The 26,822-nt window shown below is 73.2% G+C and carries 17 protein-coding genes; 14 read left to right on the top strand and 3 right to left on the bottom strand.

Annotated features, from left to right (window positions below):
* Window positions 1-60 precede the first annotated feature (60 nt).
* The 10 genes from ACFY1P_RS09770 (at window position 61) to ACFY1P_RS09725 (ending at window position 13,074) form a co-directional block, all read left to right on the top strand.
* Entirely contained in the window at window positions 61-996 is a 936-nt protein-coding gene (locus tag ACFY1P_RS09770) for a dihydrodipicolinate synthase family protein (RefSeq protein ID WP_390750340.1), read from the top strand.
* A gap of 401 nt (window positions 997-1,397) precedes the next feature.
* Window positions 1,398-2,135: a helix-turn-helix domain-containing protein gene (locus tag ACFY1P_RS09765; protein ID WP_361529746.1), complete on the top strand. Its 738-nt coding sequence runs from the start codon at window positions 1,398-1,400 to the stop codon at window positions 2,133-2,135.
* Between the two features lie 69 nt (window positions 2,136-2,204).
* A complete protein-coding gene (locus ACFY1P_RS09760) occupies window positions 2,205-3,626 on the top strand; it encodes a CoA transferase (RefSeq protein WP_390750339.1) in 1,422 nt (473 codons plus the stop codon).
* Between the two features lie 56 nt (window positions 3,627-3,682).
* Window positions 3,683-4,876 (top strand): CoA transferase, encoded by a 1,194-nt coding sequence (locus tag ACFY1P_RS09755; RefSeq protein WP_361529752.1) that lies wholly within the window; start codon window positions 3,683-3,685, stop codon window positions 4,874-4,876.
* A gap of 28 nt (window positions 4,877-4,904) precedes the next feature.
* Window positions 4,905-6,074 carry an acyl-CoA dehydrogenase family protein gene (locus tag ACFY1P_RS09750; RefSeq protein WP_361529755.1) on the top strand — a complete coding sequence of 390 codons (1,170 nt, stop codon included), beginning with the start codon at window positions 4,905-4,907 and terminating at the stop codon, window positions 6,072-6,074.
* On the top strand, window positions 6,074-7,141 hold the full coding sequence (locus ACFY1P_RS09745) for an acyl-CoA dehydrogenase family protein (protein WP_390750338.1): 1,068 nt from the start codon (window positions 6,074-6,076) through the stop codon (window positions 7,139-7,141). The genes ACFY1P_RS09750 and ACFY1P_RS09745 overlap by 1 nt, the downstream gene beginning before the upstream one ends.
* A 138-nt stretch (window positions 7,142-7,279) precedes the next feature.
* Window positions 7,280-8,419, top strand: a complete 1,140-nt coding sequence (locus ACFY1P_RS09740) for a CaiB/BaiF CoA transferase family protein (RefSeq protein ID WP_390750337.1) — start codon at window positions 7,280-7,282, stop codon at window positions 8,417-8,419.
* Window positions 8,416-9,558: an acyl-CoA dehydrogenase family protein gene (locus tag ACFY1P_RS09735; RefSeq protein WP_390750336.1), complete on the top strand. Its 1,143-nt coding sequence runs from the start codon at window positions 8,416-8,418 to the stop codon at window positions 9,556-9,558. Before ACFY1P_RS09740 ends, ACFY1P_RS09735 begins: the two co-directional genes overlap by 4 nt.
* 64 nt (window positions 9,559-9,622) lie before the next feature.
* On the top strand, window positions 9,623-10,837 hold the full coding sequence (locus ACFY1P_RS09730) for an acetyl-CoA C-acetyltransferase (protein ID WP_361529767.1): 1,215 nt from the start codon (window positions 9,623-9,625) through the stop codon (window positions 10,835-10,837).
* Between the two features lie 71 nt (window positions 10,838-10,908).
* A complete protein-coding gene (locus ACFY1P_RS09725; protein ID WP_390750335.1) occupies window positions 10,909-13,074 on the top strand; it encodes a 3-hydroxyacyl-CoA dehydrogenase NAD-binding domain-containing protein in 2,166 nt (721 codons plus the stop codon).
* 375 nt (window positions 13,075-13,449) lie between these two features.
* Here ACFY1P_RS09725 and ACFY1P_RS09720 read toward each other — a convergent pair whose 3' ends face one another.
* Together ACFY1P_RS09720 and ACFY1P_RS09715 are read right to left on the bottom strand one after the other, a co-directional pair.
* The gene (locus ACFY1P_RS09720; RefSeq protein WP_361533424.1) at window positions 13,450-14,163 is read right to left on the bottom strand and encodes a MerR family transcriptional regulator; all 714 of its coding nucleotides are present in this window, start codon (window positions 14,161-14,163) and stop codon (window positions 13,450-13,452) included.
* A 166-nt stretch (window positions 14,164-14,329) separates the two neighbouring features.
* Window positions 14,330-15,838: a M1 family metallopeptidase gene (locus ACFY1P_RS09715; protein ID WP_390750334.1), complete on the bottom strand. Its 1,509-nt coding sequence runs from the start codon at window positions 15,836-15,838 to the stop codon at window positions 14,330-14,332.
* A gap of 186 nt (window positions 15,839-16,024) precedes the next feature.
* On the opposite strand from ACFY1P_RS09715, the gene ACFY1P_RS09710 reads away from it, so the two are divergent.
* The 4 genes from ACFY1P_RS09710 (at window position 16,025) to ACFY1P_RS09695 (ending at window position 25,795) form a co-directional block, all read left to right on the top strand.
* A complete protein-coding gene (locus tag ACFY1P_RS09710; protein ID WP_390750333.1) occupies window positions 16,025-18,004 on the top strand; it encodes a Xaa-Pro dipeptidyl-peptidase in 1,980 nt (659 codons plus the stop codon).
* 109 nt (window positions 18,005-18,113) lie between these two features.
* Window positions 18,114-19,751, top strand: coding sequence for an ABC-F family ATP-binding cassette domain-containing protein (locus ACFY1P_RS09705; RefSeq protein ID WP_361533433.1), 1,638 nt, complete (start codon window positions 18,114-18,116; stop codon window positions 19,749-19,751).
* A gap of 361 nt (window positions 19,752-20,112) precedes the next feature.
* A complete protein-coding gene (locus tag ACFY1P_RS09700; RefSeq protein WP_390750332.1) occupies window positions 20,113-24,330 on the top strand; it encodes a Pls/PosA family non-ribosomal peptide synthetase in 4,218 nt (1,405 codons plus the stop codon).
* Window positions 24,331-24,346: 16 nt separating this feature from the next.
* Window positions 24,347-25,795, top strand: a complete 1,449-nt coding sequence (locus tag ACFY1P_RS09695; protein ID WP_390750331.1) for a M1 family metallopeptidase — start codon at window positions 24,347-24,349, stop codon at window positions 25,793-25,795.
* A gap of 27 nt (window positions 25,796-25,822) precedes the next feature.
* On the opposite strand, the gene ACFY1P_RS09690 is transcribed toward ACFY1P_RS09695, so the two are convergent.
* The gene (locus ACFY1P_RS09690) at window positions 25,823-26,635 is read right to left on the bottom strand and encodes a pentapeptide repeat-containing protein (RefSeq protein ID WP_390750330.1); all 813 of its coding nucleotides are present in this window, start codon (window positions 26,633-26,635) and stop codon (window positions 25,823-25,825) included.
* Between the last annotated feature and the right edge of the window lie 187 nt (window positions 26,636-26,822).

The raw sequence follows: 26,822 nt of genomic DNA, 5'->3' as shown, positions 1-26,822 counted from the left end.
TTCCGGCAGCGAGGCCAAGGGCAGAGCCCTCGTCCGGGGAAACGGTGGAAGGGGATCCGCATGAGACTGCCCGTGCCCCTCGGCGGGGTCGTGCCTCCACTCTGCACGCCGCTCACGCCCGACGGCGACGTGGACGTCCGCTCGCTCGGCGCGCTCGTGGAGCACGTGCTGGCGGCGGGCGTCGACGCCGTGTTCGCGCTGGGGTCGAGCGGCGAGGCCGCCTTCCTGACCGACGACCGGCGCCGCACGGCGCTGCGGGCCGTCGTGGAGGCGGTCGACGGCCGGGTGCCCGTGCTCGCGGGGGCCATCGACATGACGACGGCCCGCGTCCAGGCGCAGGCCCGCGCCGCGGCGGCGCTCGGCGCGGACGCGCTCGTCGTCACCGCCCCCTTCTACGCGGGCGCCCACCCCGCCGAGACCGCAGACCACTTCCGCCGGGTCCGGGCCGGCACGGACCTGCCGCTGATCGCGTACGACATCCCGCCCGCCGTCCACAGCAAGCTCACCCCCGCCGTCCTCCTGCCCCTCGTGGAGGACGGCACGCTGGCCGGGCTGAAGGACAGCAGCGGCGACCTCGGCGCGCTGCGCCGCCTGCTCGTCGCCCTGCGCGAGCGCGGCCTGGACCGCACGTTCGCCGTCCTGACCGGCTCCGAACCGGCCGCCGACGCCGCCCTGCTGGCCGGGGCCCACGGCGTCGTGCCGGGCCTGGGCAACGTGGACCCCGCGGGATACGTACGGCTGTACGCCCATGCCCGCGCGGGCCGCTGGCGCGAGGCGACCACGGAGCAGGACCGGCTGACGGCCCTCTTCGCCCTCGCGGACACGGGCGATCCGACGGCGATGAGCGCCGGCTCGTCCGCCCTCGCCGGCTTCAAGACGGCCCTCCACCTGCTCGGCGTCATCGCGTGCCCGGCGACGGCGGCGCACCCGCGCGGCTTGCCGGAGGAGTCGGTGGGGGTGGTGCGGCGGCTGCTGGGCGAGGCGGGTTTGCTCTGACGCCGCGCGGGCCCGAGCGCGTCACTCGAAGGCAGCCCACTCGTCCGGAGCCGGCCGGTCCAGCACAACCAGCAGAGCCCGTCCGACCGGCTCGGCCGGCAGCGCCTTCTGCTCCGGGTCGCTGTCGGCGTGGGGTTCGCGTACGTATTGACCGGTGATCCGCCGGCCGAGCTGAAGAAGCGCATCGCCGAGCGCGCCGAGGCCGACGATCCTGGAGAGTGAACGGGAGTACCGGATCTCCCTGGCAATTCGCGGCGGCCATGCGGCGCATGGAACTTGCCGTGGTCCGCGAGCAGCCGGGGCCGGGGCAGACTTGCTCGGCGGGGTGACGGGGGGAAAGATCGACGAGCTGTGTCGGCGCGAGTGACCGGCGATGTGCGAGAAGGACAAGGTGGGGCGGGATGAGTGGGCACGGCCGACGGCGGCGTCATCGTACGGTGGACCGGGTCGTGTGGATCCTGGAGGCCGCCGCGCGGGCGCCGGGCGGGGTGACCGTGGCCGAGGTGGCGCGGACGGTCGGGGCGCCGGCGAGTTCGGTGCAGGATCTGGTCAACGGCCTTGTCGTGACGGGCTTTCTGCTGGAACAGCACGGGCGCTTCAGGCTCGGGCCCGCCCCGCACGTCCTCAACCTCATCGCCGGCCGGATCGTCCCACGGATCAGTCAGGCCGAGCTCGACGAACTGAGCCGCGTCGCGGGCACCCCGGTGCTGCTCACGGTGCGGGTCGGGCTCGACGCCGTGCACCTCGCGCGCGGCGGCGAGGACGAGATTCCGCGCCTCGTGCCGCTCGCCGACGAGCACGTGGCCCGGCCGCTGCTGCGTACCGCCGCGGGCCGTCTGCTGCTGGCCTTCACCGACGAGGCGGAGCGCCGCGGGCTGCTCGACGAGCTCGCCCGCCGCGACCCCGAGGCGGTCGCCGAGTTCCGCTCCGCTCTTCCGGCGATCCGCGCGTCGCGGATCAGCCGCAGCGAGGGTCTGGCCGACCCCGAGGCCAGCGCACTCGCGATCCCCGTCACCGAGGGCTCCGTCGTCACGGGAGCCCTCGCTCTGATACACCGGCGCCGCGGCCGCTCGGAGCGGCTGTCCCTGGACCGGGCGGCGGCCCGGCTCCTCGCGCACATCCAGCAGACGCGGACGTGATGTCCGCATCGATTCACGGATATCCGTGAATGCGGGTGCTCATGCGGGGCCGGGAACGAGCATCCCGGCATGACTTCGAACCCACTGATCACGACCGGTGAGATCGTCTCCCGGCTGCTGCACACCCTCGGCGACCCCGACCCGGCCCGCGGGGCCGAGGACATCACCGTCGTCGGGGCCGACCCCCTGGTGCCCTCGGTGCACCGCCTCGCCGACGCCATGTCCGCCGCGATCGGCGTCTTCGGGCGGCAGACGGCGGCACTCGGCGAACAGCGCGGCCACCTCCACCAGAAGGTGGAGGTGCAGGCCGGGGCCGCGATCGACCAGCTCATGGCGACGTATCACACGACGCTCTCGGGGCGCCCGATCGGCACTCTCCTCGACGACCCGGCGCTGCTCGGCAACAACGACTTCTACCGGGCGCGCGACGGCCGATGGATCTTCATCATCACCACTTATCCGCATCTGCGGGACGCGGTCGGCTCCGTGCTGCGGTGCCCGCTCGACACGGTGGGGATCGCGCAAGCCGCGGCCGCCTGGGACGCCTTCACGCTGGAGGACGCCATCTGCGCGCGGGGCGGCGTCGCCTGCGTCGTGCGCAGCCGGGACGAGTGGCTCGCGCACCCCGCGGGGCGGTACGTCGCGCGGCGCCCGGTCGTCGAGATCGAACGCGTCGGTGACGGCCCGGCCCGTCCGCTGGAGCCGATCGGCGAGGCCGACGAGGCGCTCGCGGGCGTACGGGTGCTCGACCTCACCCATGTCATCGCGGGTCCCGTCGGGGCGCGGCTCCTCGCCCAGTTCGGGGCCGACGTGCTGCACCTGTCACGCCCCGACCGCCCCGACCCGATCCCGATGATCGCGCTGACCGGCGGCGGCAAGCGCAACGCCTACTGCGACCTGCGCGACGAGAACGACCGTGCGGCCTTCCACGACGCGCTCCAGGACGCGGACGTCTTCGTGCACGCCTACCGGGGACTCGCCCGGCACGGGGCACAGACCGAGGAGCTCGTCCGGCGTCGCCCCGGACTCATCGTCCTCGAATACCACGCCTGGGGCGCCGACGGCCCCTGGGGCGAACGCGGCGGGTTCGACCAGCTCGCCTGCTCGGCAACCGGATTCGCCGTCGAGGAGTGGACCGACCGGCCCTCGCTGCCCCCGACGTACCTGCTCAACGACTACCTCGCCGCGTACCTCGGGGCCGCCGCCGTGGCGACGGTCCTGCGCCGGCGCGCGGCGGAGGGCGGCTCGTGGCGGATCCGGGTGACCTTGGCCGGGGTGTGTCACTGGGTGCAGGAACTCGGGCTGCTGGCACGGGAGGACGTCACCGACCTGGCCCGCCCCGGGCGCGCGCCGTTCGCCGCGCTGTCGACCACCGCGACCGACTTCGGCCCGCTCACCGAACCGGCGACACCGTTCGCGTACAGCGGGCGCACGGTCCCCCAGCCCGGACGGCGCTCCCCGCTCGGCTCTGCCGCGCTCCAGTGGCGCTAGACCACTTCGTTCCACCTTCACCCCACCCCACCCGATCTCCCAGGAGGCACCGCAAGATGTCCGAAAAGCCGAGCGGCCCGTCCGGCCGCGGACTCCTCGCCGGCGTCCGCGTCGTCGAACTGGCCAGCGTGATCATGGGTCCGTACGCAGCACAGCAGCTCGGCGACCTGGGCGCGGACGTGATCAAGGTCGAGCCGCCCACCGGTGACATGACGCGCCACTACCCGCCGCGGCGCCACCCCGGCATGGGCGGCACGGCACTCAACCTGAACCGCAACAAGCGCAGCGCCGTCATCGACCTCAAGGCCCCGCACGGCCGCGACGCCCTGCTCGCCCTGCTGCGCACCGCGGACGTCTTCATCACCAACCTGCGCCCGCAGGCCCTGGAGAAGCTCCGCCTCGGCTACGACGACGTCGCGACCGTCAACCCCGGCCTGATCTACGCCAACGCACAGGGCTTCCGCAGTGACAGCAGCCACGGCACCCATGCCGCCTACGACGACATCATCCAGGCGGCCAGCGGCCTGGTCTGGCTCAACCACCAGGTCTCCGGCCAACCGCACTACGTTCCCACCGTCCTCGCCGACAAGATCTGCGGCATGCAGATCGCCCAGTCGGTCCTGGCCGCGCTGCACTACCGGGAGCACGGTGGCACCGGCCAGCACATCGAGGTCCCGATGGCCGACACCATGCTCGCCTTCAACCTGGTCGAACACCTGGGCGCGGCCACCCTGGAGACCGACGGCGAGTTCGGCTCGGCCCGCTCGCTCAGCCCGGAGCGCCGCGCCCTGCGCACCGCCGACGGCTGGATGTGCATCCTGCCGCACAGCGACCGCAACTGGCGGGACTTCACCGCCTTCGTCGGCCGCCCCGACCTGGCCGCCGAACCACGCTTCGCCACCGGCCCCGAACGCGCCCGCAACGCCGACGTGTTCTATCCAGTGCTCGCGGCACTGACACCGCGGCACACCAGTGCCGAATGGCAGGAGTTCTGCGACCGGGCGGGCATCGCCGCCGCCCCGGTGCTCGATCTGGAGTCCGCCGCCACCACCGCTTACGCCCAGGAGGGCGGCCTGCTGTACGAGGCCGACCACCCCACCGAGGGCCGCTACCGGGTCATCGGCCGCCCGGTCCGCTACTCGGCCGACCCGGAGCCGGAGCTGCGGCCCTGCCCGGGCATCGGCCAGCACACCGACGAGGTGCTCCGGGAAGCCGGCTTCGACCCCTCCCTGCTGCACCCCGTGAACTGACCTCACCGACCCCAGGAGCGAATCAGCCATGTCACCTTCGACGCTGTCACCGATCGCGTTCCCCGACGTCACACTGCCCGCATCGGCCCACCGGCTCCGCACCGAGGTCCGCGCCTTCCTCGACGAGGAGCGCGCCCGCGGCACCGTGCTCGGCCGGCCCGACTCCTGGCTGGCCGGCTGGGATCCCGGCTTCAGCCGCCGCCTCGCCGAGCACGGCTGGGTCGGCATGGCCCTGCCCACCGAGTACGGCGGCGCGGGCCGCGGCTTCCTGGAGCGCTATGTGGTGATCGAGGAACTGCTCGCCGCCGGCGCCCCGGTCAGCGCCCACTGGGTCTCCGACCGGCAGGCCGGACCGTCGATCCTCCAGCACGGCACCGAGGAGCAGCGCCGCTTCCTCCTGCCCCGGATCGCCGCCGGGCAGTGCTTCTTCTCCATCGGGATGAGCGAGAAGAGCAGCGGCTCGGATCTCGCCTCGGTCACCACTCGCGCCCAACGCACCGCCGACGGCTGGCGGTTGACCGGCACCAAGATGTGGACCGGCGGAGCCCATGTCAACGACTACGCCATCGTGCTGGCCCGCACCGACGAGGCCGAGGACAGGCACGCGGGCCTGAGCCAGTTCATCGTCGACCTGCGCGCTCCGGGCGTACGGGTCGAGCCGATCCACCTGATGAGCGGCGAGCACCGCTTCAACGCCGTCCACCTCGAAGGCGTCCACGTCCCCGACGGCATGCTGCTCGGGCAGCAGGGCGACGGCTGGAAGCAGGTCACCGGCGAACTCGCCTTCGAACGCAGCGGCCCGGAACGCTACCTCTCCACCTTCCCCCTGCTCATCTCCCTGCTCCGCGAACTGGAGCAGCGCCCGCCCACGGCCGAACAGCTCACTCAGGTAGGCGTCCTGACGGCCCGTCTGCACAGCATCCGCCAGCTCTCCCTCGGCGTGGCCGCTGCCCTGGACGCCGGAGCCTCGCCCGACACCCAGGCCGCCCTGGTCAAGGACCTCGGCACCCGCCTGGAGGGCGCGCTGGTCGACACCGTCCGCGGCATCCTGCCCACCCCGGCCGATCCGCACGCCACCCCCGGCAGCCACCCCGAACTTCTCGCCTTCGCCCTGCTGCACAGCCCCGGCTACACCCTGCGCGGCGGCACCAACGAAATCCTTCGCGGCATCATCACTCGTGGTCTGGAGCAGCACTGATGAACACCCACACGATCGACACCAGCGCCCCCGTCATCTCCGCCGACGCCTACGACACCACCGCCTTCTACGCCGATCCCGACGCCATCGCCACCGTCGCCAACACCACTGCTCCCGACGCCGTGGCGCTTCCCGCCGAGGGCGCCTCCACCGCCGAACTCCTCGCCGCCGCCCAGGAAGCAGGACGCCGCGCCGTCCCCGCCCCTCTCGCCGAGACCGCCCTGGTCGCCCGCCCCCTGCTGCGCCGCGTCGGCCTTCCGGTGCCGGACGGCCCGCTCAGCTACGCCATCACTCCCGAGCTGACGATCCGCTACGCCCACCCCGCCACCTCCGCCGTCGGCTCGGCCGGCTGCTCCGGCGACGACGACACCCTGCTGGTCACCGGCACTCTGCGCCGCGTCCCCTGGGCCCGCGTCGCCACCGCCGTCATCGTCCTGGCCACAGCCCCCACGGGCCCCGTCCTGTTCACCCTCACCCCCGACCAGGCCGTCCTCACCCCCGGCACCGACCTTGCCGAGGAGCCCCGCGACGACCTCCACCTCGCCGCCCTGGAGGTCCCCGCCGCACAGGTCCGCCGGATCTCCCCCGAACTGCTCGACGAGGCCCGGCTCCGCGCGGCCCTGGCCCGCTCCGCCCTGATGGCCGGAGCCGCCGAACGCTGCGTCGACCTGACGGTCGCCCACACCACCGCCCGCACGCAGTTCGGCCGTCCGCTCAGCCGCTTCCAGGCCGTCAAGCAGGAAGAGGCACGGCTGATCGAGGAGGCCGCCCTGGTCCGCGCCGCCGTCCAGGCCGCCGCCACGCCGCTGGACACCGGCGGTGCGGCCGCCCACTTCGCCGTCGCCGCCGCCAAGACCCAGGCATCCGCCTCGGCCGCCGAGATCGCCCGCATCGCCCACCAACTGCACGGCGCCATCGGGATCACCCGGCTCCACCCGCTCCACCTGGCCACCACCCGCCTGTGGTCCTGGCGTGACGAAGACGGCGACGAGACCTACTGGGCACGCCGCCTGGCCCAGTCCCTCAGCGCCACCACCCTCTGGCCGGCCCTCACCACCACGCCCTGACACCGGGCCGGACAAGGGCCACGGTCGATGAGAACAGGACAGGTGAAATGCGAACCTACGGCCAGGTCTTGTGGAAAGTGGAACCCGTTCTTAACATCGCGAGTGTTACAGCACTTGTGTCATAGGACTGGGGTCTGGATGGCAGAGACGGCGAACGGTCCGCTCACCGGCGTCCGCGTGGTCGAGCTCGCGGGGATCGGGCCCGCGCCGTTCGCCGCCATGCTGCTGGCCGACCTCGGGGCCGATGTCGTCCGCGTCGACCGCCCCGACGGTCCCGGGCTGCACATCGACCCCCGCCACGACGTCACCAACCGCAACAAGCGCTCGGTGGTCGTGGACCTCAAGTCGGCGGAGGGGCCCCCGGCCGTGCTCGCTCTCGTCGAGCGTGCCGACGTCCTCCTGGAGGGCTTTCGGCCCGGCGTCGCGGAGCGTCTCGGCATCGGGCCCGAGGACTGCCACGCCCGCAACCCCCGCCTGGTCTACGGCCGGATGACCGGCTGGGGGCAGGACGGCCCGCTCGCCGACACCGCCGGGCACGACATCGCGTACATCGCCGTCACCGGCGCCCTCGGCCTGGCCGGGCCCGCCGGCGGGCCGCCGTACGCCCCCGCCAACCTCCTCGGCGACTTCGCCGGCGGCTCGCTCTATCTCGTCATCGGCGTCCTCGCCGCCCTCCAGCACGCCCGCGCCACCGGCACCGGCCAGGTCGTCGACGCCGCCATCGTCGACGGCACCGCCCACCTGACCGCCCTCATCCACGGCATGCTCGCCGCGGGCGCCTGGCAGGACCGGCGCGGTGCCAATCTCCTCGACGGGGGAGCGCCCTTCTACGGGACGTACGAGACGGCCGACGGCGGCCACATGGCGGTGGGGGCGCTGGAGAAGCGCTTCTACGCGGAGTTCCTCGACCGCCTCGGCCTCACCGGCGAGGTGCCCGACCGCGACGACCCCACCCGGTGGGACGCGCTGCGCGACGCCGTCGCCGTACGCTTCAAGCAGCGCACCCGTGCCGAGTGGACGGAGGTCTTCGCACACTCGGACGCCTGCGTCGCACCCGTCCTCTCCCTGCGGGAGGCCCCCGGCCATCCGCACCTCGCCGCCCGCGGCACCTTCGTCGAGCACGGCGGCCTCACCCAGCCCGCCCCGGCCCCGCGCTTCTCCGCCACCCCCGGCTCCGTACGCCGCCCGCCCGCCCGGCCGGGCGCGGACACCGCCGAGGTGGCGCGCGACTGGGACGTCCCCGGCCTCGCCCCCGACCGGAAGGGCCCGCACCGATGAAGCGTCAGATCTTCACCGCCGACCACGAGGCGTTCCGCGCGACGGTGCGGACCTTCCTGGCCAAGGAGGTCGTGCCGCACCACGCGCGGTGGGAGCGGGACGGCATCGTCCCGCGCGAGGCGTGGCTGGCGGCCGGGCGGCAGGGGCTGCTCGGCCCGGCCGTGCCCGAGGAGTACGGCGGCGGGGGCACCACCGACTTCCGCTACAGCGCCGTGCTCACCGAGGAGTTCGCCCGCGCGGGCGCCGCCGGGCTCGCGGTCGGGCTGCACAACGACGTCATCGGCCCCTATCTCACCTCCCTCGCCACCGACGAGCAGAAGCGGCGCTGGCTGCCCGGCTTCTGCACCGGCGAGATCATCACGGCCATCGCGATGACCGAACCGGGCGCGGGCTCGGACCTCCAGGGCATCCGCACCGCGGCCGAGGACCGCGGCGACCACTGGCTGCTGAACGGCTCCAAGACCTTCATCTCCAACGGAATCCTCGCCGACCTCGTCATCGTGGTCGCGCGGACGACCCCGCAGGGCGGGGCGAAGGGCCTCAGCCTCCTCGTGGCCGAGCGGGGCATGCCCGGCTTCGAGCGCGGTCGCAACCTCGACAAGATCGGCCAGAAGGCCCAGGACACCGCGGAACTCTTCTTCCAGGACGTGCAGGTGCCCAAGGAGAACCTCCTGGGCGAGCTGCACGGCGCGTTCGGCCACCTGATGACCAATCTCGCCCAGGAGCGCATGACCATCGCCGTCGCCGGGATCGCGGCCGCGGAGCACCTGCTGGAGCTCACCACCCGCCATGTGAAGGAGCGCGAGGCGTTCGGCCGACCGCTGGCCAGACTCCAGCACGTCCGCTTCGAGATCGCCGAGATGGCCACCGAGTGCGCGGTCACCCGTGCCTTCGTGGACCGCTGCATCACCGAGCACGCCGCGGGCGAGCTCGACGCCGTCCACGCCTCCATGGCCAAATGGTGGGCGACCGAGCTCCAGAAGCGCGTCGCCGACCGCTGCCTGCAACTGCACGGCGGATACGGCTATATGACCGAGTATCCCGTCGCCAAGGCGTTCACCGACGGCCGGATCCAGACGATCTACGGTGGCACCACCGAGATCATGAAGGAGATCATCGGCCGCTCCCTGCTCGCCTGATCCGCCCCTCCTGAACGTTCGAAGCCGCAGCCGCGGAAGCCGCCCCCTCGAAAGGCCCACGACCTTGAGCACCGAAGCGTACGTATACGACGCGATCCGCACCCCGCGCGGCCGCGGGAAGGCGGGCGGCGCCCTGCACGGCACCAAGCCCGTCGATCTCGTCGTCGGCCTCATCCACGAGCTGCGGCGGCGCCTCCCGGGCCTCGACCCGGCCGCCGTCGACGACATCGTGCTCGGCGTCGTCAGCCCCCTGGGCGACCAGGGCTCCGACATCGCCAAGGTCGCCGCCATCGCCGCCGGGCTGCCCGACACCGTCGCGGGCGTCCAGGAGAACCGCTTCTGTGCATCGGGCCTGGAAGCCGTCAACCTCGCCGCCGCCAAGGTCCGCTCCGGCTGGGAGGACCTCGTCCTCGCCGGTGGCGTCGAGTCGATGTCGCGGGTGCCCATGGGCTCCGACGGGGGCGCCTGGTTCGCCGACCCGATGACCAACTTCGACGTCAACTTCGTGCCGCAGGGCATCGGCGCCGACCTCATCGCGACCCTGGGCGGCTTCTCCCGTCACGACGTCGACGTCTTCGCCTCCCGCTCGCAGGAGCTCGCGGCCCAGGCGTGGAAGGAGGGCCGCTTCGACCGCTCCGTGGTGCCCGTGCGCGACCGCAACGGCCTCGTCGTCCTCGACCGCGACGAGCACGTCCGCCCCGGCACCACCCCCGAGACCCTCGCGGGCCTCAAGCCCTCCTTCGCCACGATCGGCGAGCAGGGCGGCTTCGACGCCGTGGCGCTGCAGAAGTACCACTGGGTGGAGAAGATCGACCACGTGCACCACGCGGGCAACTCCTCCGGGATCGTCGACGGCGCCGCGCTCGTGGCCATCGGCAACCGCGAGACCGGCGAGCGCTTCGGGCTCACCCCCCGCGCCCGCATCGTCTCCGCCGCCGTCTCCGGCGCCGACCCCACCATCATGCTCACCGGCCCCGCGCCCGCCAGCCGCAAGGCCCTCGCCAAGGCCGGGCTGACCATGGCCGACATCGACCTGGTGGAGATGAACGAGGCGTTCGCCGCGGTCGTCCTGCGCTTCGCCCAGGACATGGACATCAGCCTGGACAAGATCAACGTCAACGGCGGGGCGATCGCGCTCGGGCACCCGCTGGGGGCCACCGGGGCGATGCTGCTCGGGACGGTCATCGACGAGCTGGAGCGGCGGGACCAGCGGTACGGACTGGTCACGCTGTGCGTGGGCGGCGGGATGGGGATCGCCACCGTCGTCGAGCGGCTGTAGCCCTCCGACGCGCACCCCGACACCACCGTCCCCGCACCGGCCGACCGCCCCGGAACCTACGGAGAACCCACATGACCGAGCCGAACACCATTCGCTGGGAGCGGAGCGACGACGGCGTCGTCACGCTCGTCCTGGACGACCCCGCCCAGTCCGCCAACACCATGAACGCCGCCTTCAAGGCGTCCCTCACCGCGGCCGCCGACCGCCTGGAGGCCGAGAAGGAGTCCGTGCGAGGCGTCGTCATCACCTCCGCGAAGAAGACCTTCTTCGCCGGCGGCGACCTCAAGGACATGATCAAGGTCGGGCCCGAGGACGCCCAGCAGGTCTTCGAGACGTCCATGACCATCAAACGAGACCTGCGCCGGATCGAGACCCTCGGCGTGCCGGTCGTCGCCGCCGTCAACGGCGCGGCCCTGGGCGGCGGTTACGAGATCGCCCTCGCCTGCCACCACCGCGTCGCCCTCGACGCCCCGCATGTGAAGATCGGCCTGCCCGAGGTCACCCTCGGACTCCTTCCGGCGGCCGGCGGCGTCACCCGCACCGTACGGCTCCTCGGCATCACCGACGCCCTGCTCAAGGTGCTGCTCCAGGGCACCCGCCACAGCGCGCGGCGCGCCCTCGACGCGGGCCTGGTCCACGAGCTCGCCGCCACCGGCGAGGAACTGCTGGCCAAGGCCCGTACGTTCATCGACGCGCACCCCGAGTCCCGGCAGCCCTGGGACGAGAAGGGTTACAAGATCCCGGGCGGCACCCCGGCCAGCCCGCGCTTCGCCGCCAACCTCCCGGCCTTCCCGGCCACCCTCAAGAAGCAGCTCGGGGGCGCCCCCTACCCCGCGCCGCGCAACATCCTCGCGGCGGCCGTCGAGGGCTCACAGGTCGACTTCGAGAACGCGCAGGTCATCGAGGCCCGCTACTTCACGGAGCTGGTCACGGGCCAGACCGCCAAGAACATGATCCAGGCGTTCTTCTTCGACCTCCAGGCCGTCAACTCCGGCGCCAGCCGCCCCTCGGACGTCGCGCCCCGCAAGGTCACGAAGGCCGCCGTCCTCGGCGCCGGGATGATGGGCGCGGGCATCGCCTACGCCTGCGCCAAGGCGGGCATCGAGGTCGTGCTCAAGGACGTCTCCCAGGAGGCGGCCGACAAGGGCAAGTCCTACTCCGCGGGCCTGCTGGCGAAGGCGCTGGCCAAGGGCCGTACGACCGAGGCCGAGCGGGACGCCCTGCTCGCCCGGATCACGCCCACAGCCGACCCCCGCGACCTCGCGGGCTGCGACGCCGTCATCGAGGCGGTGTTCGAGGACCCGTCCCTCAAGCACAAGGTCTTCCAGGAGATCCAGCACATCGTCGCCCCCGACGCGCTGCTGTGCTCCAACACCTCCACCCTGCCGATCACCGCGCTGGCCGAAGGCGTCGAGCGGCCCGCCGACTTCGTCGGCCTGCACTTCTTCTCGCCCGTCGACAAGATGCCGCTGGTGGAGATCATCAAGGGGGAGCGGACCGGGGACGAGGCGCTGGCCCGCGCGTTCGATCTCGTCCAGCAGATCCGCAAGACGCCGATCGTCGTCAACGACTCGCGTGGCTTCTTCACCTCACGGGTGATCGGCCGGTTCATCAACGAGGGCGTGGCGATGGTCGGCGAGGGCATCGACCCCGCCTCCGTCGAACAGGCCGCGGCCCAGGCCGGCTACCCCGCCAAGGTGCTCACCCTGATGGACGAGCTCACCTTCACGCTCCCGCGCCGGATCCGCGAGGAGACCCGCCGCGCGGTCGAGGAGGCGGGCGGCACCTGGACCCCGCACCCGGCGGATGCCGTGCTCGACCGGATGATCGACGAGTTCGGCCGCACCGGGCGCAGCGGCGGCGCGGGCTTCTACGACTACGTGGACGGCAAGCGGGCCGGCCTGTGGCCGGGGCTGCGGGAGCACTTCACGCGGGCGGACGCGTCGATTCCGTTCGAGGACATGAAGGAGCGGATGCTCTTCGCCGAGGCGCTGGACACGGTGCGCTGCCTCGAGGAGGGCGTCCTGACATCGGTCGCCGACGCGAACATCGGGTCGATCCTGGGGATCGGCTTCCCGGGGTGGACGGGGGGTGCGCTTCAGTACATCAACGGTTATGAGGGGGGCTTGCCGGGGTTCGTGGCGCGGGCTCGGGCTTTGCAGGCGGCTTATGGGGAGCGGTTCGCGGTGCCGGGGTTGCTCTTGGAGAAGGCGGAGCGGGGCGAACGGTTCGAGTAGGGGGGATTTTTCCCCAGCCCCGCCCCTTCCCGGCTGCGTCTGATGTGCGGCTCCGCCGCGTGGGGGGAGACCCCGGACCCCAGCGCCCTTCGGGCGCGTCCTCAATCGCCGGACGGGCTGAATTGGCACCCACATCAGCCAAATCCACCCCGTTGGGGGCACCTCTGGGGGCACCCCCGGACGGAGTCTGGGGGAGGTAGCTGGGGGAGTTTGAGGACAGCGCGCGAAGCGTGTTGCGGGGTCTGGGGCGGCAGCCCCAGTTTCGGGAAGGGGCGGGGTAGGGGAACAAAGCGCCGCAGGCGAAGCCCCCCGCGCGGCGGAGCCGCATATCAGACGCAGCCGGGAAGGGGCGGGGTAGGGGAAGAAACCGGCCACCTAGCGAGCCCCCTCCGCCTCCCCGTAAAGCCCCCGCAGTTCAGACCGCAGCGACCTCTGAAAAGCCGTCACCAACGCCTGCACGACCAGCGGCTGCATATGCGCCGACAAGGACTTCATCGCCGCCACATCCGGCCCCGGCATCTCGTCGTGGAAGAGCCGGGTGAGCTCGCGCGCGGTCGCGCGGGCGTGGTCGAGCAGGGCCGTGCGGGCGGCGCGGAGGGTCTCGGGGGCTATCGGGACGTCCAGCAGGCGGACGCCGAGCGGCAGCAGGCCCACGTCGACCCGGAAGGTGTCCTCGGCGGCGAGGGGTTCCACTACGCCCATCGCGGTGAGCCTGTCGACGTCCTCGTCGGTGAGGGCCCGGCCTGCCCGCCGCTCCAGCTGCGCTCGCGTCGTCTCCTGCGGCTTGTCCGGCGTCCACGAGGCCACCAGGGCGCGGTGGATGGCGAGGTCGTGCGGGCTGATCCCGTCGGGGAGCTGCCGCAGATAGCGTTCGATGGCGGCGAGGGTGAGGCCCTGGTGCTGGAGCTCCTCGATCAGGGCCAGCCGCGCGAGGTGCCCGGGGCCGTAGCGGCCGACCCGGCGGGGGCCGATCTCGGGCGGCGGCAGCAGGCCACGAGTGCTGTAGAAGCGCACGGTGCGCACGGTCACGCCTGCGCGGGCGGCCAACTCGTCGACGGTGAGGCCGGTTTCCTCGGTGTCCGTGGCCATCGGCGGCGCCTCGCTCTCTGTTCCGCACCCCTGGGGACCTCTGGGGTTCAACAGTATTGCTGTACCACCGCCACTGTGAAACCTCCCGGCCGCCCGGCCCGTACGGCACAGGGCCCGTCGCACCGCGGCGCTCGCGGTGCGACGGGCCCTGCCGGACGTGCGGGGATCAGTGGTGTGGGTGCGGATGCGCGGCCTGCGCCTCCTGGATCTTCTTCCAGGACTTCGGCTGGGCCGGGGCCTTGAGCGACTTCGCCGCCTTGGCCGCCGTGCCCGTGGAGTTCGGCGACACGGCGGGCTTGGAGGTGGCGAACAGCCAGGTGTCGAAGAGCTGCGCCAGCGGCTTGCCGGAGACCTTCTCGGCGAAGGCCACGAAGTCCTGCACCGAGGCGTTGCCGTACTTGTTCGCGGCCGTCCACCCCTGGAGGATCTCGAAGAAGGTCTTGTCGCCGACCTTGGTGCGCAGTGCCTGGAGCGCGAGCGCCCCCCGGTCGTAGACCGCGCGGTCGAACTGCTTGTCCGCGCCCGGGTCGCCCGGCTTGACCGTCCAGAAGGCGTTGTCGGCGGGCACGCCGTTGTAGATGTAGTCGGCGAGCTCCTGGGTGGTGCCCTCGCCCTCCTTCTCCGACCAGAGCCACTGGGCGTAGGTGGCGAAGCCCTCGTTGATCCAGATGTTGCGCCAGTCCTTCACCGAGACGCTGTCACCGAACCACTGGTGGGCGAGCTCGTGCACGATCAGCGAGGTGTTGGCGCCGTTGCTGAAGCTGCTCGGGCTGTAGTACGGCCGGGTCTGGGTCTCCAGCGCGTAGCCCGTCTTCACATTGGCCACATAGCCGCCGACCGCGGTGAAGGGGTACGGCCCGAAGAGCGAGCTCTCCCAGTCGATGATCTCGGGGGTGCGCTCGACGCTCGCCCGCACGGCGGGGCCGTTCTCGCCGAGGTCCTTGCTGTAGGCGTTGAGGACCGGCAGCCCGTTGGCCGTGGTGTCCCGCGTGATGTCGAACTTGCCCACCGCGAGCGTGGTCAGGTACGTCGCCTGCGGCCTGGCGGAGCGCCAGTTGTAGCGCGTCCAGCCGAGCTTGGAGCTCTGCGAGGTCAGGATGCCGTTGCTGACGGTCTGATAGCCGTCCGGCACCGAGACCGAGATGTCGTACGTGGCCTTGTCCGTCGGGTGGTCGTTGCTGGGGAACCACCAGGCCGAGCCCTCCGGCTCCTGCGCCACGACCGCGCCGTCCGGCGTGCGGTTCCAGGCGGTGAAGTTGCCGACCTTCACCTGGGAGGGCGTGCCGCTGTAGCGGACGACCACGCTGATGTCCTTGCCCTTGGGCAGGGCGGCGGACGGGGTGATCTCCAGCTCGTGGACGCCCGACCTGGCGAACGTGGCCTTCTTCCCGTTGACCAGGATCTCGTTGACGTCGAGCAGGAAGTCCAGGTTGAAGCGGGACAGGTCCTGGGTGGTGGTGGCGAGCAGGGTCGCCGTGCCCTCCAGCTTGTCCGTCTTCGGCTGGTACTTCAGCCTCAGGTCGTAGTGCGAGACGTGATAGCCGCCGTTCCCGGCGTCGGGGTAGTAGGAGTCCCCGACGCCCGGGGCGCCCGGCGTGGGCTCGGCGGCCGACGCGGGGACCGCCAGCAGCAGGCAGGCGGCGGCCGCGCCCGGAACGATGAGTCTGTGACGCACGAGTCACTCCAACTCGTAGAGGAGAACGATCACTCGGAGCCTATGAACTCACTGTGAGGGAGGGTATGTCCATGGGGCATGCGACATAGGATCGTCATGCGCCTGTCATGAACTGTGTTTCCGGCCACCTCGTGAGACCGCTCGCATCCCCTTCTGCGCGGCAGTCCGCCGCGCTACGGTCCGGCGGTGCGCACACGCCCGCGGGACACCCGCATACCCTGGACCTCACTCGTACTGGCGGCGGTGGCCGCCCTGTTGGCCGCGCTCCTCGCCCCGGGAGCGGCGACCGCCGCGACCGGCGGCGGCGCGGCGAAGCCGAAGGAGAGCAGACCCGTCTATTCGTACGACCGTGCCGTGCGCGAGTCCGTATGGGTGGACATCAGGACCGACGGCGACGGTGACGGCCGGTCCGACCGGGTCGCCGTCGACATCATCCGCCCCCGCGAGCCCGCCGAACAGGGCAGACGCATACCGGTGATCATGGATGCGAGCCCGTACTACTCCTGCTGCGGGCGGGGCAACGAGAGCCAGAAGAAGACCTACGACGCACAGGGCAAGCCTGTGCAGTTCCCGCTCTATTACGACAACTACTTCGTCCCGCGCGGCTACGCCGTCGCCCTGGTGGACCTGGCCGGAACCAATCGCTCCGACGGCTGCGTCGACATCGGCGGCCGCTCCGACATCCAGTCCGCGAAGGCCGTCGTCGACTGGCTGAACGGCCGCGCCCGCGGCTACAGCAGCCGCACGGGCGGATCGGCCGTCAAGGCCGGCTGGACCACCGGCGCCGTGGGGATGATCGGCAAGAGCTACGACGGCACCGTAGCCAACGGCGTCGCCGCCACCGGTGTCGAGGGGCTGCGGACCATCGTCCCGATCGGGGGAATCAGCTCCTGGTACGACTACTACTTCGCCAAGGGCGCCGCCCTCTACGACGGCGGACCCGACGGGCTCTCGGACGGCATCGAGAGCCCCGAGGCGCGCGGCCACTGCCAGGCCGTGCAGCGCCAACTCGTCGAAGGCGCACCGCGCAACGGCGACTGGACCTCCCTGTGGGAGGCGCGTGACTACGTCAAGGACGCCGCCAAGGTGCGTGCCAGCGTCTTCGCCGTGCACGGCGCGCAGGACCTCAACGTCCGCACCAAGCACCTCGGCCAGTGGTGGGACGCGCTCGCGCAGCACGGTGTGGAGCGCAAGATCTGGCTGTCGCAGGCCGGGCACGTCGACCCCTTCGACTTCCGCCGCGACGCCTGGGTGCCGACGCTGCACCGCTGGTTCGACCACTACCTCCTCGGCTACGACAACGGCATCGAGCGCGAGCCCATGGCCGACATCGAGCGCGCCCCCGACCAGTGGTCCACCGACCGCGTCTGGCCGCCGAGCGGCACCCGGGCCACCACGCTCCGCCCGGCCGCGGGCCCCGTCACCGGTGTCGGCACCCTGGGCCTGAAGCCGGCCCCGGCCGGCACCACCGCCGCCTTCACCGACGACCCGAAGCTGAACGAGGGCGACTGGTCGGCCCACCTCGACGAGGCGACCCCGGGCAAGGCGGGGTTCACCACCGGCCCGCTCACCCACGACCTGCGGCTGTCCGGCTCCTCCACGGTCCGCCTCACCGTCACCCCGTCCACCGCCTCCGCCCATCTCTCGGCCGTCCTGGTGGACCTCGGCCCGGCCACCATCCGCAACTACGCGGGCGACGGCGAGGGCATCCGCACCCTGCCCGCCAGCAGTTGCTGGGGGAGCGGCACCCCCGGTGACACCGGCTGCTTCAAGGACACCGCGGCGGACACCGAGCAGGTCGGGTACACCGTCTTCAGCCGCGGCTGGGCCGACCTCGGCCACTACGCCGGGGGCAAGGCGCGCCCGCTGACCCCCGGCAAGCCGTACTCCCTCACCCTCGACCTCGCCGCCACCGACCACGTCGTCCCGGCCGGTCACCGCCTCGCCCTGATCGTCGCGGGCACCGACGCCGGGCTCATCGAGCCCGCCGCCACCAGCCCGCGGCTGACGGTGGACCTCAGCCGCACCTCCGCCCAGCTGCCGCTCGTCGGCGGGTGGGCCGCCTTCGCCCGCGCCACGGCCGGCGGCCACCGCCCCGTGCCGCACCAGAGCACCCCGCCGCGGGGCATCCGCCCGGTGGCGCCGTCCCACATCCCGGCCGCCTGACCGTGCCGCGCGGTCCCGCCCCGGTGGCGGGATCGCGCGGGTGTCACAGGCCGTCCACAGAAAAAACTGTTATGGGACCGGGCCCTCCAGCGGTTAGAGTCGGCGCATCATGAGCGCCACCCTCGTCGCCAAGGACCTCGCCGCCGGACATGGCGACCGCACCCTCTTCTCCGGGCTCGACCTCGTCGTCGCGCCCGGCGACGTCATCGGACTGGTCGGTGCCAACGGCGCGGGCAAGTCGACGCTGCTGAGGATGCTCGCGGGCCTGGCCGCCCCCGAGGAGGGCGCCGTCCGGCTCAGCCCGCCCACCGCCACCGTCGGCCACCTGCCCCAGGAGCCCGAGCGGCGCCCCGGCGAGACCGTGCGGGCCTTCCTCGCCCGCCGCACCGGCGTCGCCGCCGCGCAGGCCGCCCTCGACGCCGCCACCCAGGCCCTGGTGGACGGCGCCCCCGGCGCCGACGACGCCTACGCCCACAGCCTCGACCGCTGGCTCGACCTCGGCGGCGCCGACCTGGAGGAGCGCGCCGAGGAGGTCACCGGCTCCCTCGGCCTCACCGTCGGCCTCGACCGGCCCATGACCGCGCTCTCCGGCGGCCAGGCCGCCCGCGCCGGCCTCGCCTCGCTGCTGCTCAGCCGCTACGACGTCTTCCTCCTCGACGAGCCCACCAACGACCTCGACCTGGACGGCCTGGCCCGCCTGGAGTCCTTCGTCACCGGGCTGCGCGCGGGCACCGTCCTCGTCAGCCACGACCGCGAGTTCCTCGCCCGCACGGTCGACAAGGTCCTCGAGCTCGACCTCGCCCAGCAGCGGATCTCGCTCTACGGCGGTGGCTACACCGCCTACCTGGAGGAGCGCGAGACCGCCCGCCGGCACGCCCGCGAGGCCTACGAGGAGTACGCCGACACCCGCGCCGGCCTGGAGGCCCGCGCCCGCACCCAGCGGAACTGGATGGAGAAGGGCGTCAGGAACGCCCGCCGCAAGTCCACCGACAACGACAAGATCGGCCGCAAGCTCCGCGCCGAGTCCACCGAGAAGCAGGCGGCCAAGGCCCGGCAGACCGAGCGGCTCATCGAGCGGCTGGACGTGGTCGAGGAGCCCCGCAAGGAGTGGGAGCTGCGCATGGAGATCGCCGCCGCTCCGCGCTCCGGCGCGGTCGTGGCCACCCTGCGCGGCGCCGAGGCCCGCCGCGGCTCCTTCACCTTCGGCCCCGCCGACCTCCAGATCGACTGGGCCGACCGGGTCGCGATCACCGGCGCCAACGGCTCCGGCAAGTCCACGCTCCTCGCAGCGCTGCTGGGCAGGCTGCCGCTGGACGCGGGCGCCGCCGCGCTCGGCCCCGGCGTCGTCGTCGGCGAGGTCGACCAGGCGCGCGCCCTCTTCTTCGGGACCGAGGCGCTGCTGGACGCCTTCGAGGCGGCCGTGCCCGAGCTGGAGCCCGCCGACGTCCGCACGCTGCTCGCGAAGTTCGGGCTGAAGGCCGCCCACGTGCTGCGCCCGGCCGCCACCCTCTCCCCGGGCGAGCGCACCCGCGCCGCCCTCGCGCTGCTCCAGGCCCGCGGCGTCAATCTGCTGGTCCTCGACGAGCCCACCAACCACCTCGACCTGCCGGCCATCGAGCAGCTGGAGTCCGCGCTCGCTTCGTACGAGGGCACGCTGCTGCTCGTCACCCACGACCGCCGGATGCTCGACGCCGTGCACACCACCCGCCGCATCGAGGTCGCGGACGGCCGTCTCACAGAGAACTGACAGGTCGGACGCGCCCGGACGCACAGGGAATCGACAAGGATCGGACAGCGGACCGACAGGATGGGAAACCGCAACAGCCCGTCCGGGTGAAGCGGTGGCCGAAAACAAACCCAGGAGCAGGCCAATATTTGGCCAAGCGCTCGTCATGACGGGTGGGGCGACGCGCCGGGGCCGGTCGTCCCTCAGCCCCGCACGGTGGCGGATTTGAACTCCTGATGGGAATGCTCCAGCAGGTGTTCGATTTGCGGAATGTTGGCTTCACCATGCGAACCCAGCGCCAGAGGTCGGCGTCTGTGGTGGCGGACGTCCCGAGGGCGTCCGTTCCACCCGCCGTCGAATTAAGGCGAATAGAGGCGTACCGATGTCCCCGTCCCTTTCCGGCCCACAACCCGGCACACAGGATCCCCCTGTGGGGCAGGCCCGCTACCGCAGTGCCCCGGCACCGCACCCGCGTACCCTGCTCGACGTACTCGACACCACGATCGCCGCACACCCCGAGGCCCTCGCCCTCGACACCGGCACCGAAGCACTCACCTACCGGGCCCTGAGGGACGAGATCACCGTCCGCGCCGACCGGCTGCGCCGCATCGGCATCGGCCCCGGCGACCGCGTCGGCATCCGCGTCCCCTCGGGCACCGCGGAGCTGTATCTGGCCATCCTCGCCGTGCTGGCCTGCGGCGCCGCCTATGTGCCGGTCGACGCCGACGACCCCGACGAGCGCGCCGCCACCGTCTTCGGCGAGGCCGGCGTCTGCGCCGTGTTCGGTGCCGACGGCCTCCATGCCGCCGGGCCCGTCGATCCCCTGCGGACGCAGCGGCCGCAGCCGCTCCCCGAGGACGACGCCTGGATCATCTTCACCTCCGGCTCCACCGGTGCCCCCAAGGGTGTCGCCGTCACCCACCGCAGCGCCGCCGCGTTCGTCGACGCCGAGGCCGCGCTCTTCCTCCAGGACAGCCCGCTGGGCCCCGGCGACCGGGTGCTGGCCGGACTCTCCGTCGCCTTCGACGCCTCCTGCGAGGAGATGTGGCTGGCCTGGCGCTACGGCGCCTGCCTGGTGCCCGCCCCCCGCGCCCTGGTCCGCGCAGGCCACGAACTCGGCCCCTGGCTCGTCGAACGCGGCATCACCGTCGTCTCCACCGTGCCCACCCTCGCGGCCCTGTGGCCCCCGGAGTGCCTGGACCGCGTGCGCCTGCTCATCGTCGGCGGCGAGGCGTGCCCCGCCGCGCTCGTCGACCGCTTCGCCGTGGCCGGCCGCGAGATGTGGAACACCTACGGGCCCACCGAGACCACCGTCGTCGCCTGCGCCGCCCGGATGCTGCCCGGCGAGCCCGTACGCATCGGACTCCCGCTCAACGGCTGGGAACTGGCCGTCGTGGACGGCGACGGCGAGATCGTGCCGTACGGCGCCGAGGGCGAGCTCGTCATCGCGGGCGCGGGCAACGCCCGCTACCTCGACCCGGTCAAGGACGCCGACCGCTACCGGCGCTCGGACGCCCTGGGGACCGACCGCGCCTACCGCACCGGCGACCTCGTCCGCGCCGACCCCGAGGGCCTGGTCTTCGCCGGCCGCGCCGACGACCAGATCAAGATCGGCGGCCGCCGCCTCGAACTGGGCGAGATCGACGCCGCGTTGAGCTCCCTGCCCGGCGTGCACGGCGCCGCCGCGGCCGTGCGCACCACCCCGGCGGGCGGCAAGATCCTCGTGGGCTACGTCCTGCCCGACGGCGGGTACGACCGCCACAAGGCGAGAGCCCTGCTGGCCGAGCGGCTCCCCGCCGCGCTGGTCCCCGTACTCGCCGAGGTCGGCGAACTCCCCACCCGCACCTCCGGCAAGGTCGACCGCGACGCCCTGCCGTGGCCGCTCCCGCAGTCCGCCGACGACGGCGAGGAACTGCGCGGCACCGCCGCCCGGTTGGCCCACCTGTGGGAGCAACTGCTCGGCACCCGGCCCACCGCCGACTCCGACTTCGTCGCCCTGGGCGGCACCAGCCTCACCGCCGCCCGCATGGCCTCCGCCCTGCGCGAGCACCACCCCGGCGTCTCCGTCGCGGGCCTCTACCGGCACACCGTCCTGCGCGACATGGCCGACCACATCGACTCCCTCGCCCCCGCGCGAGCCACCGGCCCCGCGCCCGAGGTGCGCCCCGTGCGGCCCGTGCGGCGGCGCACCGGCGCGGCCCAGATCCTCGTGCAGTGCGCGCTCTTCGGCGTCGCCGGGCTCCGCGGACTCGTCGGCCTCGCCGCCGCCGACAACGTCCTCGGCCTGCTCGCCCCCCAGGCGTGGGCACCGCACACCTCCTGGTGGCTGGTGCTCATCGGCTGGGTGGTGCTCTTCAGCGCACCCGCCCGGTTCGCGATCGGCGCCTGCGCCGCCCGCACCCTGACCCGCGGCATCAAGCCCGGCGCGTACCCGCGCGGCGGCCGCGTGCACCTACGGCTGTGGGCCGCCGAGCGCACGGTGGCCTCCTTCGGCGTCCCCACCCTCCTGGGCACGCCCTGGGCCGCCCTCTACGCCCGCGCCCTCGGCTGCAAGGCCGGCCGCGGCGTCGCCCTGCACGCGATGCCCCCGGTGACCGGCCTCGCCGAATTCGGTGACGCCTGCGGCGTCGAACCCGAGGCCGACATCTCCGGCTGGTGGCTCGACGGCGGGCTCCTGCGCGTCGGCGCCGTGAAGATCGGCGCGGGCGCCCGGGTGGCCCACCGCAGCATGATGATGCCCGGCGCCTCGCTGGGCGCGGGCGCCGAACTCACCTCCGGCGCCTGCCTGGACGGCCACGTCCCCGCGGGCGAGACCTGGGAGGGATCGCCGGCGCGCCCCCGCCCCCGCGCGACGACGCCCCGCACCGCGGTGCCCCGCCCCGCGAGCGCGGCAGCCGCCGACGGCCTCGGCCGAGGAGCCGCGCACGGCACCGCGGTGCCGGCCTCCCGCACGGACGCCGCCCTCGCGGCCGCGCTCGTCGTGGACGAGGCCTTCGACGGCCCCGGCCACACGACGGACGCCGGTGACCGCGCCGCCACCCGCTCGGCCCTGCGGAACCGCCGCGGCTCGCGCAGCGGCTCCGTCCGCCCGCAGCCGACCGGCCGCCCCGAGCCGTACGCGGGCCGGGGCAAGGACCCGCTCCGCCACGGCGGCCCCGGCGGCCGCGCGCGGCGCGCCCGCCGCACCCCGCCCGCCACGCAACGGATGACGCCGCGCTGGCGACTCGCCTACGCGCTGTCCCTCGCGCTCGTGCCCCTGCTGCCGCTCGTCTCGGCGCTCCCGTCGCTGGTCGGCACGTACTACCTGGTCAAGGGCTGCGCCACGCTGCTGTCCGTGACGCTGGTGCTGCTCGCCGCCGCGCCCGTGCTCACCGTCGCCACCACCCTGTGCTGGGCGCTGCTCGTCGCCGGTGTCGTCCGCCTCCTCGGACGCGGGATCACCCCCGGCGACCACCCCGCCACCGGCGGCGTCGCCTGGCGGGCCTGGCTCGTCACCCGGCTGCTCGACTCCACGCGCTCCAGCCTCTTCCCGCTCTACGCGGGCCTCGCCACCCCCGTCTGGATGCGCCTGCTCGGCGCCCGCGTCGGCAAGAGCGCCGAGATCTCCACGGTCCTCCCGCTCCCCTCGCTGCTCACGGTCGACGACGGCGCGTTCCTCGCCGACGACACCCTGGTCGCCCCCTACGAGCTGCACGGCGGCCGGATGCGGCTGGGCACCGCGCACATCGGGCGGCGCGCCTTCGTCGGCAACTCCGGCATCGTGGGCCCCGGCCGGAGCGTGCCCGACAACGGCCTGATCGGTGTCCTCTCCGACACCCCCGAGCACAGCGAGCCGGGCTCCTCCTGGCTGGGCCGCCCCGCGATGCCGCTGCCCCGCGTCGCGACCGTCGCCGAGGCGGGCCGCACCTTCGCGCCGCCGCGCCGCCTCGTCCTCGCCCGCGCGGCCGTCGAGATGTGCCGCGTCCTGCCGCTGATCATCGGCTTCGCGTTCGCCGAACTGGTCCTGCTGGGCGAACAGGACGCCCTCGACACCGGAGGCCCCGGCCTCGCCGCGGCCGTCGGCGCGCCCCTGCTGCTGGCCGCCGCGGCCGCCGCCGGACTCACCGCGACCGCCGCGAAGTGGCTGCTCATGGGCCGCTTCAAGGTGGGGGAGCACCCGCTGTGGAGCTCCTTCGTCTGGCGCAACGAGCTCTACGACACCTTCGTGGAGTCCCTCGCCGTGCCGTGGATGGCCGGCCCCTTCACCGGCACCCCGGTCCTCAACTGGTGGCTGCGCAGCCTGGGCGCCCGGATCGGCCGCGGCGTCTGGTGCGACACGCACTGGCTGCCCGAGACCGACCTGGTCTCCCTCGGTGACGGCGTCAGCGTCAACCGCGGCTGCGTCCTGCAGACCCACCTCTTCCACGACCGGATCATGCGGATGGACACCGTCCACCTCGCCGACGGCGCCTCGCTCGGCCCGCACGGCATCGTCCTGCCCGGCACCAGCATCGGCGAGCACGCGGCCATCGCGCCGTCCTCGCTGGTCATGCGCGGCGAGTCCGTGCCCGCCGGGACCCGCTGGGCGGGCAATCCGATCGCAGGGGAGCGTGTGGCATGAGGGGCGACGACGCGTCATGACCCTCCGGGACCGCATCCCGTGCAGCCGCCGCGCCGTCCTCACGGCCGCGGCGGCGGCCCTCCCGCTGGCCGCGACCGCGGCCGGCACCCGCGACCGGGCCGCCCGCGAGGGCGGCCCGGCGGCACGCTACTTCCCGCGCAACGGGTCGTACGGCCACCGCACCCTCGCCTACGACCTGCGGCTGGCCTACGACCCGGGGTCCGCGTGGCTGGACGGCCACGCCACGATCAAGGCCGTCGCCAACGAGAGCACCCGCCGGGTCGAACTCGACCTGGCACGGCTGACCGTGCACGCCGCGGAGATCGACGGCGAACCGGCGACCGTGCAACGCCGGGACGGCAAGGCCGTGCTCACCGCCGCCCGGCCGCTCGCCCCGGGACAGCCGTTCACCGCGGACATCCGCTACAGCGGCAGCCCGGGGCCCGTACGCACCCCGTTCGGCGCGATCGGCTGGGACCGGACCGGTGACGGCCACGACGGCACCCTCGTCGCCTCCCAGCCGCTCGGCGCGCCCTCGTGGTTCCCGTGCAACGACCGGCCGGACGACAAGGCCGCCTACACCTTCACCGTGCGGGTGCCGGGCGGCCACCACGCGCTCGCCAACGGCACCCTGCGCGAGCGCCGGGAGCTCGACGACGGGACGGTGAGCTGGACCTACCACCACCCCGGGCCGATGGCCTCCTACCTCGCGGCCGTCTACACCGGCCGGTTCACGCACGAGACGTACGAAACCGAAAGCAGCGGCTCACCCGTGCCGCTGCGCAACGCCTACCCCGCCCACCTCGCCGACCGGGCCCGGTACGACCTGGCCCGCCAGCCGCAGATGCTGCGCGCCTTCACGGAACTCTTCGGCCCCTACCCCTTCGAGACCTACGGCGCGGTCGTCGTCGACGCCGAACTCGCGGCACCCGTCGAGAACCAGACGCTCTCCGTCTTCGGCAGCAACCACATGGACGGCAAGCGCGGTTGGGAGACGCTCGTGGCCCACGAGATCGCCCACCAGTGGTACGGGAACAGCGTCAGCCTCACCGACTGGCGGCACATCTGGCTCAACGAGGGGTTCGCCACCTACGCGGAGTGGCTGTGGTCCGAGCACATCGACGAGGACGACGCCCACACCCTCGCCGTGCAGGCGCGCCAGGAGCTGTCCGGCCACCGGCAGAACCTGCGCATCGGCGACCCCGGGCGCAGCCGCATCTTCGACGACCGGGTCTACGTCCGGGGCGCGTGCACCCTGCACGCGCTCCGGCTGGCCCTCGGCGACGAGCGGTTCTTCACGGTGCTGCGCACCTGGCACGCCGCACACCGGGGCGGCAGCGCGGACACCGACGCGTTCATCGCCCACGCGGAACGGACGGCGGGACGGCCGCTGGTCGGCCTGCTCCACCCCTGGCTGTTCGACAGGTCGCTGCCGGAGTTCCCGGCCGGGACCGCCGGGGCGTGACCCCCGCCGCCGGACCGCCCGGCGCGCCTACCAGTGCGCCGGGCGGTTCAGCGACGGCGGCAGCACGGTGGTGGCATCGCCCTTCGCGGCGTCGAGCTGGGACTGGACGAGGAAGATGCTGCCGGTGAGGTCGGCGCCCCTGAGGTCCGCCCCGCGCAGATCGGCCCCGATGACATCGGCCAGCCGCAGGTCGGCGCCCCGCAGGTCGGCGCCTATGAGACAGGCACCCCGCAGACTGGCCCCGCGCAGGTCCGCGCCCCTGAGCTTCGCCCCGATGAGGTCCGCCCCGCGGCGCTCCTTCTTCTTCCCGCCGAACCCGGCACGCGCGAGCTCGCTCGCCCGCAGCAGCAGGGGGTTGACCTCCTGCCGGACCGCCATGACATCCACGGCCGCCAGCGCCTCGGCGTCCAGGCCGGTGAGGCGCTCGGTCTTCGCCAGCGCGCGGGTGAGCTCACCGCGCAACGGCCGGGCCGCGGGCAGCTCCCGCGCCTCGGCCAGGTAGTACAGCAGCTCGTGCAGATCACGCATGACCGGGAACACGTCGAACATCAGCTGCCCGCCGTCCACCGCCTGCCGCCAGTCCCGGCCGCCGAACGTCACCTGCGACACCTTCTGCCCCGCACCGAAGCAGTCGTAGACCGTGCAGCCCCGGAAGCCGCGCGGCCGCAGCTCGGTGTGGATACCGCACCGGGAGTCCGCCCGTAGGTTGGGACAGGGCGTCCGGGCGGGCTTGTCGATCGCGAAGTCGGAGGAGGCGGAGAAGGCAGGGACTGTGCAGCAGAGTCCGAAGCAGTTCGCGCAGTCTGCGGCGAGGTCGGGGCCGGTGGGTATGTGGGACAACGGGTGGATCTCCTGGCTTGATGATTCGTTTTCTTTCCCCAGCCCCGCCCCTTCCCGGCTGCGTCTGATGTGCGGCTCCGCCGCGTGGGGGGCTGCGCCCCCAGACCCCCGAAGCACGCTTCGCGCGCTGCCTCAATCGCCGGACGGGCTGAATTGGCACTCACATCAGCCAAATCCAGCCCGTCCG

This window comes from Streptomyces sp. NPDC001407 (assembly GCF_042895325.1).
Classification (GTDB): domain Bacteria; phylum Actinomycetota; class Actinomycetes; order Streptomycetales; family Streptomycetaceae; genus Streptomyces.
This window is presented reverse-complemented; position numbering and strand designations above follow the sequence as displayed.